This window comes from Methylobacterium sp. yr668, assembly GCF_900116245.1.
In the GTDB taxonomy this organism is placed as follows: domain Bacteria; phylum Pseudomonadota; class Alphaproteobacteria; order Rhizobiales; family Beijerinckiaceae; genus Methylobacterium.
Genome location: NZ_FOZY01000002.1, coordinates 55,853 through 69,481 on the forward strand (window position 1 = coordinate 55,853; position 13,629 = coordinate 69,481).

At 74.5% G+C, this 13,629-nt stretch carries 11 protein-coding genes and 1 pseudogene; 8 read left to right on the forward strand and 4 right to left on the reverse strand.

Going from position 1 to position 13,629, the window contains the following annotated elements; translation table 11 throughout:
- Positions 1–21: 21 nt before the first annotated feature.
- From BM419_RS02785 to BM419_RS02800, 4 genes are read left to right on the forward strand one after another with little or no spacing between them, the layout of a single operon-like run.
- On the forward strand, positions 22–1,566 hold the full coding sequence (locus BM419_RS02785; protein WP_175556265.1) for an acetolactate synthase large subunit: 1,545 nt from the start codon (positions 22–24) through the stop codon (positions 1,564–1,566).
- Positions 1,563–3,926, forward strand: coding sequence for a penicillin acylase family protein (locus BM419_RS02790; protein WP_091924845.1), 2,364 nt, complete (start codon positions 1,563–1,565; stop codon positions 3,924–3,926). Before BM419_RS02785 ends, BM419_RS02790 begins: the two co-directional genes overlap by 4 nt.
- Before the next feature lie 31 nt (positions 3,927–3,957).
- Positions 3,958–5,430, forward strand: coding sequence for a M81 family metallopeptidase (locus tag BM419_RS02795; protein ID WP_091681278.1), 1,473 nt, complete (start codon positions 3,958–3,960; stop codon positions 5,428–5,430).
- Entirely contained in the window at positions 5,427–6,569 is a 1,143-nt protein-coding gene (locus tag BM419_RS02800) for a M20/M25/M40 family metallo-hydrolase (protein ID WP_091681280.1), read from the forward strand. Before BM419_RS02795 ends, BM419_RS02800 begins: the two co-directional genes overlap by 4 nt.
- Before the next feature lie 17 nt (positions 6,570–6,586).
- Here BM419_RS02800 and BM419_RS32250 read toward each other — a convergent pair whose 3' ends face one another.
- Positions 6,587–6,751, reverse strand: a complete 165-nt coding sequence (locus BM419_RS32250; protein ID WP_165923085.1) for a hypothetical protein — start codon at positions 6,749–6,751, stop codon at positions 6,587–6,589.
- A gap of 73 nt (positions 6,752–6,824) precedes the next feature.
- Positions 6,825–8,219 carry an amidase family protein gene (locus tag BM419_RS02805; protein ID WP_091681282.1) on the reverse strand — a complete coding sequence of 465 codons (1,395 nt, stop codon included), beginning with the start codon at positions 8,217–8,219 and terminating at the stop codon, positions 6,825–6,827.
- A 317-nt stretch (positions 8,220–8,536) separates the two neighbouring features.
- Here BM419_RS02805 and BM419_RS32255 point away from each other — a divergent pair, with 317 nt between their 5' ends.
- Positions 8,537–8,698, forward strand: coding sequence for a hypothetical protein (locus tag BM419_RS32255; RefSeq protein WP_012317896.1), 162 nt, complete (start codon positions 8,537–8,539; stop codon positions 8,696–8,698).
- Between the two features lie 63 nt (positions 8,699–8,761).
- Here the strand turns inward: BM419_RS32255 and BM419_RS02810 are convergent, their stop codons facing one another.
- Together BM419_RS02810 and BM419_RS02815 are read right to left on the reverse strand one after the other, a co-directional pair.
- Positions 8,762–9,685, reverse strand: coding sequence for a metallophosphoesterase family protein (locus BM419_RS02810; protein ID WP_042674390.1), 924 nt, complete (start codon positions 9,683–9,685; stop codon positions 8,762–8,764).
- Between the two features lie 61 nt (positions 9,686–9,746).
- Positions 9,747–10,238, reverse strand: a pseudogene (locus BM419_RS02815) (VIT1/CCC1 transporter family protein); the annotation flags it as partial.
- Positions 10,239–10,533: 295 nt separating this feature from the next.
- Here BM419_RS02815 and BM419_RS02820 point away from each other — a divergent pair.
- From BM419_RS02820 to lpxK, 3 genes are read left to right on the forward strand one after another with little or no spacing between them, the layout of a single operon-like run.
- Positions 10,534–11,319: a lysophospholipid acyltransferase family protein gene (locus BM419_RS02820; RefSeq protein WP_091681287.1), complete on the forward strand. Its 786-nt coding sequence runs from the start codon at positions 10,534–10,536 to the stop codon at positions 11,317–11,319.
- On the forward strand, positions 11,316–12,647 hold the full coding sequence (locus BM419_RS02825) for a 3-deoxy-D-manno-octulosonic acid transferase (RefSeq protein ID WP_091681289.1): 1,332 nt from the start codon (positions 11,316–11,318) through the stop codon (positions 12,645–12,647). Before BM419_RS02820 ends, BM419_RS02825 begins: the two co-directional genes overlap by 4 nt.
- Entirely contained in the window at positions 12,647–13,627 is a 981-nt protein-coding gene (gene lpxK, locus BM419_RS02830) for a tetraacyldisaccharide 4'-kinase (RefSeq protein WP_091681291.1), read from the forward strand. Before BM419_RS02825 ends, lpxK begins: the two co-directional genes overlap by 1 nt.
- The last annotated feature ends 2 nt before the right edge of the window (positions 13,628–13,629 follow it).

A 13,629-nucleotide genomic window follows, 5' to 3' on the forward strand; every position in this document is an offset into this window, starting at 1 on the left:
ACCGACGAGACGCCGCGCGCCATGAACGGGGCCGAGAGCTTGGTCCGGACCCTCGTGGAGGGCGGGGTCGAGGTCTGCTTCACCAATCCCGGCACCTCCGAGATGCACTTCGTCGCCGCCCTCGACCGGGTCGAGGGCATGCGCTGCGTCCTGTTCCTGTTCGAGGGCGGGGCGACCGGCGCCGCCGACGGGTACGCCCGCATGGCCGACAAGCCGGCCTCGACCCTGCTCCATCTCGGGCCCGGCCTCGCCAACGGGCTGGCCAACCTCCACAACGCCAAGAAGGCGCGCACCCCCGTCGTCAACATCGTCGGTGAGCACGCCACCTACCACCGCGAGTACAACGCGCCGCTCACCTCGGACATTGAGGGGCTGGCCCACCCGATGTCCTCCTGGGTGCGGACGGGCATGAGCGCGACCGAGATCGGCTCCGACGGCGCCGCCGCCATCGCGGCCGCCCGGACCGCCCCGGGACAGGTCGCGACCCTGATCCTGCCGGCCAACACCGCCTGGGATCCCGGCGCCGGCCCCGCGCCGGTGCCGCCGATCCCCGAGCGGGCGCGGGCCGGCGACGACGCAATCGCGGCGGCCATGAAGGCCCTCCAGAGCGGCGAGCCGGTGCTCCTGCATCTCGGCGACCGGGCCGTGCGGGGCGAGGGCCGGGTCATCGCCGATCGGATCGCCCGCAAGACCGGCGCCCGGCTGATGGCGATGACCTCCAACGCCCGGATCGATCGCGGCGCCGGCACCGTGCCGATCGAGCGCCTCCCCTACCCGATCGACCAGGGCATCGACGCCCTGAAGGGCTTCCGCCACATCATCCTGATCGGCGCGACCCCGCCGGTGGGCTTCTTCGCCTACCCGGGCAAGCCGAGCCTCCTGGCGCCGGAGGGCAGCACCACGATCACGCTGGCCACACCCGAGGAGGACCAGATCGACGCCCTCGAGCGGCTCGCCGAGGCCGTCGCGGCCCCGCCGGCCGAGCCGGTCGCCGTCGGGCCGCGCCCGAAGCTCCCGACCTCCGGTCCCCTCGACCAGGACACGATCGGACAGGTGCTCGGCGCGCTGATCCCGGAAGGTGCGGTGATCTGCGACGAGTCGATCACCACGGGCCGCAACTTCTTCGCCCTGACCCAGGACGCCGCGCCCCACACCTGGCTGCAGCTCAGCGGCGGCTCGATCGGCCTCGGCATCCCGATGGCGACCGGCGCCGCGGTGGCCTGCCCCGACCGCAAGGTCATCAACCTGCAGGCCGACGGCAGCGGGCTCTACACGGTGCAGGCGCTCTGGACCCAGGCCCGCGAGCACCTCGACGTGGTGACGCTCGTCTGGTCGAACCGCTCCTACGCGATCCTGCGGGCGGAACTCACCAATGTCGGCGCGCTCAATCCCGGTCCGAAGGCGCTGGGCATGCTCAGCCTCGACGATCCGGCCATCGACTGGGTGAGCCTCGCCCGCGGCTTCGGCGTCGCGGGGCGGCGGGTCGAGACCCTGCCGGACTTCATCGAGGCGTTCCAGCACGCGCTCGCCAGCAAGGGGCCGCACCTCATCGAAGTGGCTCTGTGAGCGGGACGGCCTACGCCCTCCCCGGCCTCGACGGGCCGGCGGAGATCCGCGTCGACCGCTGGGGGCTGGCGCATATCCGCGCCGGCACCGCGCTCGACGCGTTCCGCGCGCAGGGGTTCAACGCCGCCCGGGACCGGCTCTGGCAGCTCGACCTCTGGCGCAAGCGCGGCCTCGGCCTGCTGGCGGCGGATTTCGGACCCGGCTACCTCGCCCAGGACCGGGCCGCCCGGCTGTTCCTTTACCGCGGCGACATGGCGGCCGAGTGGGCGGCCTACGGGCCGCAGGACACGCGGGCGATCGTCACCGCCTTCGTAGCGGGGATCAACGCCTACGTCGCCCTCACCGAGGCGCGGCCCAACCTGCGCCCGCCGGAGTTCGCCGTGACGGACACGCGCCCGGCGCTGTGGCAGCCGGAGGACGTGGTGCGCATCCGCAGCCACGCGCTGATCCGCAATGTCCTCTCCGAGGTCGCCCGCGCGCGGGTGCTCGCCCGGGCTCGGAGCCCGGCGGACGGGCTGGCCGTCGACGACCTGCGCAAGCGGATCAGCCCGCCCCACCAGCCGGTCATCCCGGACGGGCTCGACGCCGCCGACTGGCCCGACGACCTCCTCGACGCCTTCCGGCTGGCCACGGCGACGGTGGGGTTCAGCCCGGAGCGGATGGCGGCGTCCCGCGCGGAGGCCTGGGACTGGTCGAAGGTCGACGCGCACGGGACCGTCACCCGCGGCCCCCGCGGCGCGCCGAAGGAGCCGGCCGAGGGTTCGAACAACTGGGTGGTCGGGCCAACCCGCACCGCCACCGGCCGGCCGATCCTGGCGAGCGACCCGCACCGGGTCTACCTGCAGCCCTCGCTGCGCTACGCCGTTCACCTGACCGCGCCGGGGCTCGACGTGATCGGGGCCGGCGAGCCGGCCCTGCCCGGCATCTCCATCGGCCATAACGGCCGCGCCGCCTTCAGCCTCACGATCGCGCCGATCGATCAGGAGGACCTGTTCGTCTGCGAGACCGACCCGGCCGATCCCGACCGCTACCGCTACCGCTCCGGCGACGGCTGGGCCCCGATCGCGCGCGTCGCCGAGCGGATCCCGGTACGCGGCGGCCCGGACGAGACCGTGATCCTCGGCTTCACCCGGCACGGGCCGGTCCTCCGCGAGGAGAGGGGCCGCGCCTTCGCGCTGCGGACCGTCTGGTCGGAGCCCGGCGCTGCCGCCTATCTCGGCAGCCTCGCCTATCTCGGCGCCACGACGCCCGAGGGCTTCGGCGAGGCCCTGCGCCACTGGTCGGCGCCCTCGGTGAACCAGCTCTACGCCGACGCGTCGGGGCGGATCGCGTGGTTCATGGCCGGCAAGGCGCCGGTGCGGCCCGGCCACGACGGGTTGCTGCCGGCGCCGGGCGACGGCCGCTACGACTGGGCCGGCTTCCACGATCCCGCCGCCCTGCCCCGGAGCGTCGATCCGGAAGCGGGCTGGCTCGCCACCGCCAACGAGATGAACCTGCCGCCGGACTATCCCGCGGAGGACCGGAGGGTCGGGTTCGAGTGGGCCGAGCCCTGGCGCGCCCGCCGCATCCGGGCGGTCCTCGGCGGGCAGGACCGGCACAGCCTCGCGGATTCGCGGGCGCTCCAGGGCGACGTGGTCTCCGAGCCGGCCCGGCGGCTGGCCGACCTGATGCGCGCCCTGCCGGCGGCGGACGATCCCGACGCCGCCGCGGCCCAGGCCCTGCTGGCCGCGTTCGACGGCGCGCTGCACCACGGCTCCGCGGCGGCCGCCCTCATCGAGGTGGTCTGGGTGCGGCACCTCCGCCCGGCCCTGGTCGCGGCGCTCGTGCCCGATGCCGGGACGCGCCGCCTCCTCCCGCCCGGCGACACGCAGAGCCTGATCGAGCGGCTGGAGACCGGTCTCGACCCGGCGACCCGCGCGTCCCTGCTCACCGACGCCCTCGGCGCCGGCCTTCGCACCTGCCGGGAGCGGATGGGCACCGATGCCGCGGGCTGGTCCTGGGGCCGCCTGCACCACGCGCTGTTCGCGCACCCGCTGACGGCCCTGGCGCCCGGATCCGGCTGGGACGTTGGCCCGCTGCCCGTGGGCGGCGCCGCGGCATCGGTCATGCACGCGGAGTACCGGACCGACACGTTCCGGCTCACCCACGGCGCCTCGTTCCGCATGGTCGTGGACGTGGGCGACTGGGACTGCTCGGTCTTCATCAACGTGCCGGGCCAGTCGGGGGACCCGGGCAGTCCGCACTACGCCGACCTGGCCCCGGTCTGGGGGCGCCAGGACTACGTGCCGATGCTCTACGGCCGCGCGGCCGTGGACGCGGCGACCGAGACGGTCATCACGCTCACCCCGAGCCCCGCCTGACCCGGCGGCCGGGACGGATTGGGACAGGACCTTGAAGATCTTCATCGCCGGCCTCGCCACCGAGACCAACACCTTCGCGCCGCTGCCCACCGGACGGTCGGCGTTCCACGCCGACTACGCCCGCCGGGACGGCAGCCGGAACCCGCCGAGCCTCAGCAATATCGGCCTCAAGGCCTGGCGCGCGCTGGCCGAGGCGGACGGGCACACCGTCGTCGAGAGCCTCTCGACCTTCGCGCAGCCCGGCGGGATCACCCTGCGGGCCGTCTACGAGGAGCTGCGCGACGCCCTGCTGGAGGACCTGGAGGCCGCGATGCCGGTCGACGCCGTGCTGCTGTTCATGCACGGCGCCATGGTGGCCGAGGGCTACGACGACTGCGAGGGCGACACCCTGGAGCGGGTCCGCGCCATCGTGGGGCCGGAGGCCACGATCGGCGTCGAGCTCGACCTCCACTGCCACCTCACCGAGACGATGCGGGCCAGCGCAGACGTCATCGTGATCTACAAGGAATACCCCCACACCGACATCGTCGACCGCGCCCGCGACCTGTACCCCCTGGTCGTCCGGACCGTGGCGAAGGACATCCGGCCGGTAATGGCCTACGCCGACTGCCGGATCGTCAACATGTGGCGCACCAGCCGCGAGCCGGTCGCGGGCTTCGTTCGCCGGATGGAGGCGCTGGAGGGGCGCGACGGCATCCTGTCGGTCTCCTTCGGGCACGGCTTTCCCTGGGGCGACGTGGCCGACGTCGGCGCCAAGATGCTGGTCGTGGCCGACGGCGATGCTGGCAAGGCGCAGGCGCTGGCCGACGAGCTGGCCGGCGCCGTCTGGGCGATGCGCGAGGAGGCGGCGAGCCACTGCGACACGATCGACGCGGCCATCGACCGGGCGCTCGCCTCCGGCGACCCGCGCCCGATGGTGCTCGCCGACTTCGCCGACAATGCCGGCGCGGGCGCACCCTCCGACAACACCGCGATCCTCGCCCGCCTCGCCGAGCGAGGCATCGCGGACGTGGCGCTCGGCCTGATCTGGGATCCCGGCGCGGTCGGCATCTGCCACGAGGCCGGCCTCGGGGCGACCTTCACCCTCCGGATCGGCGGCAAGTGCGGCGTGACCTCCGGGAACCCGGTGGACCTGCGCGTCACGGTCCGCGGCCTGTCGGACGACCACAGCCAGACCGGCCTCAGCGGCGGCCGGGCCCAACTCGGCCCCGCGGCCTGGGTGGAGGCGGACGGGATCCACGTGGTGCTGACCCACAAGCGCCAGCAGGCCTTCGCGCCCGACGCGTTCACGGGCCTCGGCCTGGGCCTCGACGACAAGCGGATCGTCGTGGTGAAGTCGATGCAGCACTTCTACGCCGCCTTCGCGCCGATCGCGAGCGAGGTCCGCTACGTCGCGGCGCCCGGCGCCGTGCCGCCGGATTACGGCGCGATCCCTTACACCAAGCGGTCCGGCCTCTACTGGCCGCGCGTCGCCGATCCGTTCGCCGAGGAGAACGCCCGATGATCCCGGACCTGTCCTTCGACGCGCGCGAGATCCTCGCGACCCTGCAGCCCTGGGTGCTGTGCGAGAGCCCCACCCACGACGCGGCGGCGGTCAATCGCATGATGGGCGTCGCCGCCCGCGACCTCGCGCTTCTCGGGGCGACCGTCGAGACGATCCCGGGCCGCATGGGCCTGAGCGACTGCGTCCGCGCCCGGTTCCCGCACCGGGACCGCGACGCGCCCGGCATCCTGGTGCTCGGCCACCTCGACACGGTGCATCCGGTCGGCACCCTCGGGAGCCTGCCGTGGCGGATCGAGGGCGACCGCGCCTACGGTCCCGGCATCCTCGACATGAAGGGCGGCAACGTCATCGCGCTCGCGGCGATCCGCGCCCTGGCGGCGGCCGGGATCGAGACGCCGCTGCCGGTGACCGTCCTGTTCACCGGCGACGAGGAGATCGGCAGCCCCTCCACCCGCGACCTGATCGAGGCGGAGGCCGCCCGCCACGCCGTCGTGCTGGTGCCCGAACCCGGCCAGCCCGAGAACGGGGTCGTCACCGGCCGCTACGCCATCGCCCGCTTCGACCTCGAGGCCCTGGGCCGCCCGAGCCACGCCGGCGCCTCGCCCCACGAGGGGCGCTCGGCGATCCGCGCGATGGCGCGGAAGATCCTCGCCATCGACGCGCTGTCGGATGCCGACTGCACCGTCTCGACCGGGATCGTCTCGGGCGGGCAGTGGGTGAACTGCGTCCCGACCGTCTGCCGCGGGCAGGCGCTCAGCATGGCCAAGCGCCAGGCCGACCTCGACCGCGGCGTCGCGCGGATGCTGGCCCTGTCGGGCGAGGAGGACGGCGTCCGCTTCAGCGTAACCCGCGGCGTGACCCGGCCGGTCTGGGAGCCGGATGCCGGCTGCATGGCGCTCTACGAGCAGGCGCGCGCGCTGAGCGAGGCGCTCGGCCAGCCCCTGCCCCATCGCAGCGCCGGCGGCGGCTCGGACGGCAACTTCACCGGCGCCAACGGCATCCCGACCCTCGACGGGCTCGGACCGCTGGGCCAGGGCTACCACACCCTGGAGGAGCACGTGCTGATCGCGACCCTGCCGCAGCGGGCCCGGCTCTTCGCAGCCCTGCTCGCCAACCTCGGCGCCGCCGGCCGGCCCTGAGGCCGGCCGCGCCGCGATCAGGCGCGACCCCGGCCGAGGGCCGCGACCGCCAGTGCGCCCAGCAGGCCGCCGGCCGTGCCGCCGCCGAAGAAGCCCGCCAGGGCGAGGAGCGGTCCCGACGACGCGGTCAGGAGACAGAGCAGGGTGCTTCCGAGGCACCCGCCGGTGGCGATCATCGACATGCCGCGCCTTATGCAACCAATGGTTGTAGAAGCGGGGCGGCGACGGTTCGGTTCCGGCGGACGCAGTTGCGCCTCAGGCCGGGTCGACCGGCATATCCGGCACGCCGCCGGCCTCGATCGCCGCGCCGGCCGCGAGGCAGAGGTCTTCCCTGTAGCGGGCGGCGACCAGCTGCACGCCGACGGGGGTCCGCCCGACGAGGCCGGTCGTCACCGTGAGCGCCGGGACGCCGATCGGCGCCAGCCCGACCTGCAGCAGGTTCGCCTCGAAGGCCCGGGCGATCCCGGCATCGCCGGTGCGGTCGAGGCCGTCCGGGAAGGGCAACTCCCCCGAGACCGGGACCAGCAGCACGGGGTTCTCGGCCAGGAACAGCGCCCAGTCCCGCGCCAGCGTCGCGCGCCGGGTCAGAGCCCGGGCGATGGCGTCGGGCGCCATCGCCTCGGCCCGCGGCCGGAAGCTCTCCAGGAGGCCGATCGCCGCCGGATCCCCTTCCTGCTCGGCCGCGGCCCGGACCGCCGCGTAGCCGTCGCCGAGCCAGAGCTGGAGCTGCAGCTCGCACGCCTCCCGGATCGGCGGGGTGTCGGCGATCTCCGTGACCGCCCACCCGGCCTCGCTCAGGCGCCGCGCGGCCTCGCGCAGGGCGGCCTCGACCTCCGGTGCGGTGGCGAGCCCCCCGGGCCGCACGCAGAGCGCGACCTCGCGCGCGACGGGCGGTCCTTCGAGCGGTGCCGGCACCCACCACGGGTCGCGCGGGTCGGGCGCCGCCATGACCTCGAGGCCGAGGCGCACGTCGGCGATGCTGCGGGCGAGCGGGCCCGAGACCGCCATCAGCTGGGGGCCGATGCCGCGCTCGGGCGAGGACGCGTTCCAGGCCGGGATCCGGCCCAGGCTCGGCCGCAGCCCGTGCACCCCGCAGGCATAGGCCGGGTAGCGCACCGAGCCGGCGATGTCGGTGCCGTGCGCGATTGCCCCGATCCCGGCCGCCACCGCGGCGCCGGCGCCGCCGGACGAGCCGCCGGGCGTCAGCGCCGGGTCGCGGGGATTCTTGGTATCGCCGTGGAGCTGGTTGGTGGTGAACCAGCGCAGCGAGAAGGCCGGCGTGTTGGTCCGCCCGAGGAGCACGGCGCCGGCCCGGCGCAGGTTGGCGACGACGGGATTGTCGTCCGTCGCCACGAGATCGCGCTGGAGGCGCAGCCCGTTCGTCGTCGCGAAGCCGCGCTGGTCGGCGTTGACCTTGACGGTGACCGGCACGCCCGCCAGCGGACCGGGGGCCTCGCCGCGCGCCCGGGCGGCGTCCACCGCGTCCGCCTGCGCCAGCACGTCCTCGGGCCGGTGCTCGACCACGGCGTTGATCCGCCCGTTGACCGCGTCGAGCCGGTCGAGGGCATCCCGCGCCACCTCCCGGGCCGAGACCTGGCCGGAGCGGATCAGGGCCGCGAGGTCGGTCGCCGTCAGACGCCAGAGCTGCATGGGGTGTCCTTTCGCGCCCGGATGGGCGGGATCCATCCTACGATTCGCACCGCCCGGGCGGCTCCCGGCCGGCCCGCGCAGCATATTCAAAATGCAAGACGGCGGCCGCTTTTTTGCGCACCCGCGGATCGCGAGGCCGGCCAAGGCTTTGCCGCATTGCAGCAGAAGGACCTAAGCATTTCGACGTATACGACCCTTGCCACCTTTGGAACGACTGATAACCTCGCCCTCGTTCGCGCGTTCGACCGGCCAATCCAGCGAGAAGGGACGATTTCCTCAGACGAAAGCAGGCAACCTCCAGCATAAGGCAGGCTCCCATGGCAGAGGTGATTCGCGTCAGGCCGACTCACGACGGCACCTATACCGTGTATCGCGGGACACTCGCGTTGATATGCGGTCTCACCCGCCTCCAGGCCGAGCGCTACGAAGCAAGTCTCAGCCGACAGCAGCGCGCCGACCTCGCGGTCGCCGGCATCTGAACCGCATCGTTGCCGATCATGGGGCCGGCGCCGCCGTCACGACGGCCGTGCCGGCTCACGCCCTCAGGCTCCGCCCGGCGCGCCGAGGTCGAGCGTGCCGAGATCGCCCACGGTGCCCGACGCGTCGAGGCCCCGCCGACGGGCCGTGACCGAGAACCCCTGGTCCGCCCGGCCGATCTCGAACAGCAGGTAAGAGGCCCGGCGCGACGCGATCGCGCCGTGACCGTCCGCGCGCGCCGAGGCGGAGGGGGCTCCGATGACCGGGACGGTCCGCCCGTCCGGCCCCGCGATCCGGGCAGTGCTGGTGACGTGATTGTGACCGTGCAGGATCAGGTCCGCGCCGGCCCGCCCGATCATCGCGGTGAACGCCGCCGCGTCCTTGAGCTCGCGCCCCGGTGAGGCGCCGCCGGGCTGCGGCGGATGGTGGATCATCACCACACGGAACGGCCGACCGGGCTCGGTGGCCAGGGCGCGGAGCAGGGTCTCGGCCGCGGCGAGCTGCGACGCGCCGAGGCGGCCGGTCGCCACGAAGGGCTTCGTCGGGATCGCGCTGGACAGGCCGACCAGGGCCAGCGGGCCGCGGCGCCGCAGGTACGGGAAGTGGCCCCAGGAGCCCGAATCGTCCCCCGTGTAGCGGCCGCAGGCGGCGAGCAGGCCTTCCAGGGAGCCGCGGACATAGGCGTCGTGGTTGCCCGGCACGAAGCTCACCGCTTCGGGGGATCCGAGGGCTTCCAGGAAGGTGCGGGCGGTCTCCCACTCGCTGGGCAGGCCGATGTTGCACAGGTCGCCCGTGCAGGCGACGTGCGCGGCCTCCTGCGCCTTCAGATCGGTGACCAGGGCCTCCAGCACGGTCATATCGTGGCTGCGCGAGCGCCCTCGCCGCCAGTTGGCGTAGCCGGTGGCGCGCTTGCCGAGGAGCTGGCGGAGGCGCACCGGCCCGAGGGGCCCGACATGCGGATCGCTGAGATGGGCGAGGCGGAAGGTCAACGCCGGTGGTCACCCTCGACACGGGGAAAGGCGCCCCGCATCGCGGGCGCGGCGCGTCCCGTCAAGCGCTTCCGATCAGCATCCCGACCACCAGCACCAGCGCGCCGCCGAGCATGACCTGCAGGGCCGCGCGCCAGAACGGCGTCGCCATGAAGCGCGTGCGGATCGCCGCGATGACCGCGAGCTCCACGATCACCACCAGAACCGCGAGGCTCGTGGCCAGGACGAACGGGTTCGGCCAGCCGGCCGGGAGCGTGTCGGGGATCGCGTAGGGCAGCGTGTGGCCGAGGCCGCCCAGCGTGGTCATCGCCCCGCAGACCAGGCCGCGCAGCCACGGATCGCCACGGCCGGTGACGGCGCCGTCGTCCGACAGGGCCTCGGTGAACCCCATGCTGATGCCGGCCCCGACCGAGGCTGCGAGCCCCACCAGGAAGGTCGCGCCGTTGTGACCCGTGGCGAAGGCCGCCGCGAAGATCGGCGCGAGGGTCGAGACCGAGCCGTCGATCAGGCCGGCAAGGCCGGGCTGCACGTAGCGCAGCACGAAGGCGCGGCGCGCCTCGGCGTGCAGGTCGGCGGCGCTGTCGAGAGCGGCGGCCATGCGAATCTCCTTCTTTGGATCCATTCCAATCTATAGTCTGGAATTGATCTAAACAAGACCCGCTGCCGTGTTTTCGCCGCGCCGCGGGAGCATCCGCGGCATCGGAACGCCCGCCGATCCCGGCGGCCTAACCGTGTGGTTGTGGACGAGGCCGATTGTCTCGTCTCCGGAGCGGGAGCTAGACCATGCGCGGTCGAATTCGATCCGGACCTGATCGGGCGGCGGCACGCCGGCCCGCCCCAAGCGTGACATGAGCCTCGGTAAGCGTCTCCTTCGTAACCCCCCCGTGCAGCGCCTCCTCGGCCGTCTCGCGGCGACCTATCTGCGGCTCGTGCGCCTCACCAACCGCTTCGAGATCCACGCGGGCGAGGCGTCCACGGGCGCGGTGGACGGGTGGATCGACGCGCGCACGCCGCTGATCCTCGGCATGTGGCACGGCCAGCACATCATGATGCCGCTCCTGCGCCGGCCGGGCGACCGCGTGGCGACGATCATCTCGCGGAACCCGGACGGGAACATCAACACCATCGCGCTGGAGCGCTTCGGCGTCCGCGTGATGCGCGCCTCCGGCGCCCGCGGCCGCGGCCGCGCCACCGATCAGCGCGCCAAGGGCGGCGCGGAGGGCTTGCGGGCGATGCTGCGGGCGCTGAAGGCCGGCGAATCCGTGGCCTTCAGCGCCGACGTGCCGAAGGTCTCTCGCCGATGCGATGCCGGGATTCTCACCCTCGCGCGTTTCTCCGGCCGGCCGATCGTCCCGGCGGCCGTGGTGACGAGCCGGCACCTGCGCTTCAGTTCGTGGGACCGGGCCTGCCTCGGGCTGCCCTTCGGCCACGGCGCGATCGTGCTGGGCGACCCGATCTACGTCCCGCGGGACTGCGAGGGCGAGGCGTTCGAGACGCTCCGCCGCTTCGTCGAGGCCGAGATGAACCGGGTCCATGCCCGTGCCTACGCGCTCGTCGGGCGCGCCGACCGGGCGGCGCTCTACCGCGACCAGCTCCCCGAGATCGGGCAGGCGCCGGTGGGAGACCTCGCGTGAGGCGCCCCTCCGTGACCCTGCCGCTGCAGGCCTACCGGGCCGGCCTGCGCATCGGCGAGCCGGCCCTGACCGGCCTGCTCGCGTGGCGCGCGCAGCGCGGCAAGGAGGATCCGCGCCGGCTCCCGGAGCGGCGGGGCCTGCCGGGGCGGGCCCGGCCGGTCGGGCCGCTCGCCTGGATGCACGGCGCGAGCGTCGGCGAGGCCCTGTCGCTGATCGGGCTCGTCAAGGGCATGATCGCCCGCGGCTTCTCGGTCCTCGTCACCACCGGCACGCGCGCGGCCGCCGAGCTGGTCGGCGTCCGCCTGCCCCCGGGCGCGGTGCATCAGTACATGCCCCTGGACGCCCCGCGCTGGGTCGGACGGTTCCTCGATCACTGGCAGCCGGACCTCGCGGTGATCGCCGAGTCGGAGATCTGGCCGAACACGATCCTGGCGCTCGACGAGCGCGAGATCCCGCTGATCCTGGTCAACGGGCGCATGTCGGAGCGCTCGTTCCGGGGCTGGGAGCGCTGCCCGCGCACCGCGAAGGCGCTCCTGGCGCGGATCGCGATCTGCCTCACGCAGACCCAGGAGGACGGCGAGCGCTTCGCCAAGCTCGGCGCGCCGCGGGTGAGCATCGCCGGCAACCTGAAATTCGACGCCTCGGTGCCGCCGGCCGACGCGCAGCAGCTCGCCTATCTGGGATCCATGGTGGCCGGCCGGCCGGTCTGGGTCGCGGCGAGCACGCATTCCGGCGAGGAGGCCATGGTCGCCTACGCGCACGCGATGCTCAAGGCGCAGTTCCCCCAGCTCCTGACCATCATCGCCCCGCGCCACCCGGCCCGGGGGGGCGAGGCCGTCGCCTGCGCGAACGCCGTCGGCCTGCGCAGCGCGCTGCGGTCCACCGGCGGGCGGCCCCATCCCTCGATCGAGGTCTACGTCGCCGACACGATCGGCGAGCTGGGGCTGTTCTACCGCCTCAGCCCCCTGGTGTTCCTCGGCGGCTCCCTGGTTCCGCGGGGCGGCCAGAACCCGATCGAGCCGCTGCGTCTCGAATCGGCGGTGCTGCACGGGCCGCACACCGAGAATTTCGGCATGATCTACCACGCCCTCGACCGCGCCGGCGGCGCCATGCCGGTGCGCGACGGCGTCGAGCTGGCGGCGGTCGCCGCCGAGCTCCTCGGCGACCGGGAGCGCCTCGCCGAAATGGCCCGCGCCGGGCAGCGTGCCCTGGAGCCGTTCGAGGGGGCGGTGGCGCGCACGCTCGCGGTCCTCGACCCGTTCGTGGCGCAGATGAAGCTCCAGCGCCTCGATCGCGGCAGCCCCGCGCGCCCGCTCGCGCGGGCCTGATGCGACCGCCGGCCTTCTGGGCCGCGGGGCCGGATCACCCGGCCGCGCGCGCGCTGGCGCCGGTCGGCGCGGCCTACGGGGCGCTCGTGGCGCGGCGGATGGACCGCCCCGGCGCGCGGGCCGGCTGCCCGGTCCTGTGCCTGGGCAACTTCACCCTCGGCGGTGCCGGCAAGACGCCGGCCGCCCTGGCGGTCGCGGGCCTCGTCGCCGAACTCGGCGCCGCGCCGGCCTTCCTGTCGCGCGGGTACGGCGGCCGGCTCGCGGGCCCGGTGCGGGTCGATCCCGCGCACCACGCCGCCGCCGATGTCGGCGACGAGCCGCTGCTCCTCGCCCGCCTCGCGCCCGCGATCGTCGCCCGCGACCGCCCGGTCGGGGCCGCCCTGTGCCGGAGCCTCGGCGCCGACGTCGTCGTGATGGATGACGGCCTCCAGAACCCGAGCCTCGCCAAGGACCTCAGCCTCGCTGTGGTCGACGGCCCCGCCGGCCTCGGCAACGGCCTGCCGTTCCCGGCGGGGCCGCTGCGCGCGCCGCTCGCCCGGCAGTGGCCGCATGTCGGCGGCCTGATCGTGATCGGCGACGGAGCCGGGGGCGAGGCGGTCGCCCTGGCGGCCGCGCGGCGCGGCCTGCCCGTCCACCGGGCGCGCCTCGTCCCGGAGACGGACGACCTGGCCGGCCGCCGCTGCCTCGCCTTCGCGGGGATCGGCCGCCCGGAGAAGTTCTTCGCGACCCTGGCCGAGGCGGGGGCGGTGATCGTCGGGACGCGCCCCTACCCCGACCATCATTCCTACCGGGCGCGCGAGCTGGCGGCGCTTTCCGAGGCGGCCCGGCGCCTCGACGCCGCGCTCGTCACCACCGAGAAGGACGCGGTGCGCCTGCCGCCGGCCTTCGCGGCGGGCGTGCGGGTGCTGCGCGTCCGCCTCGCGCTCGACGACGCGGCCGCCCTGCGCCGGCAGATCCGCGGCGCGCTCGGCGCGCCGTGACC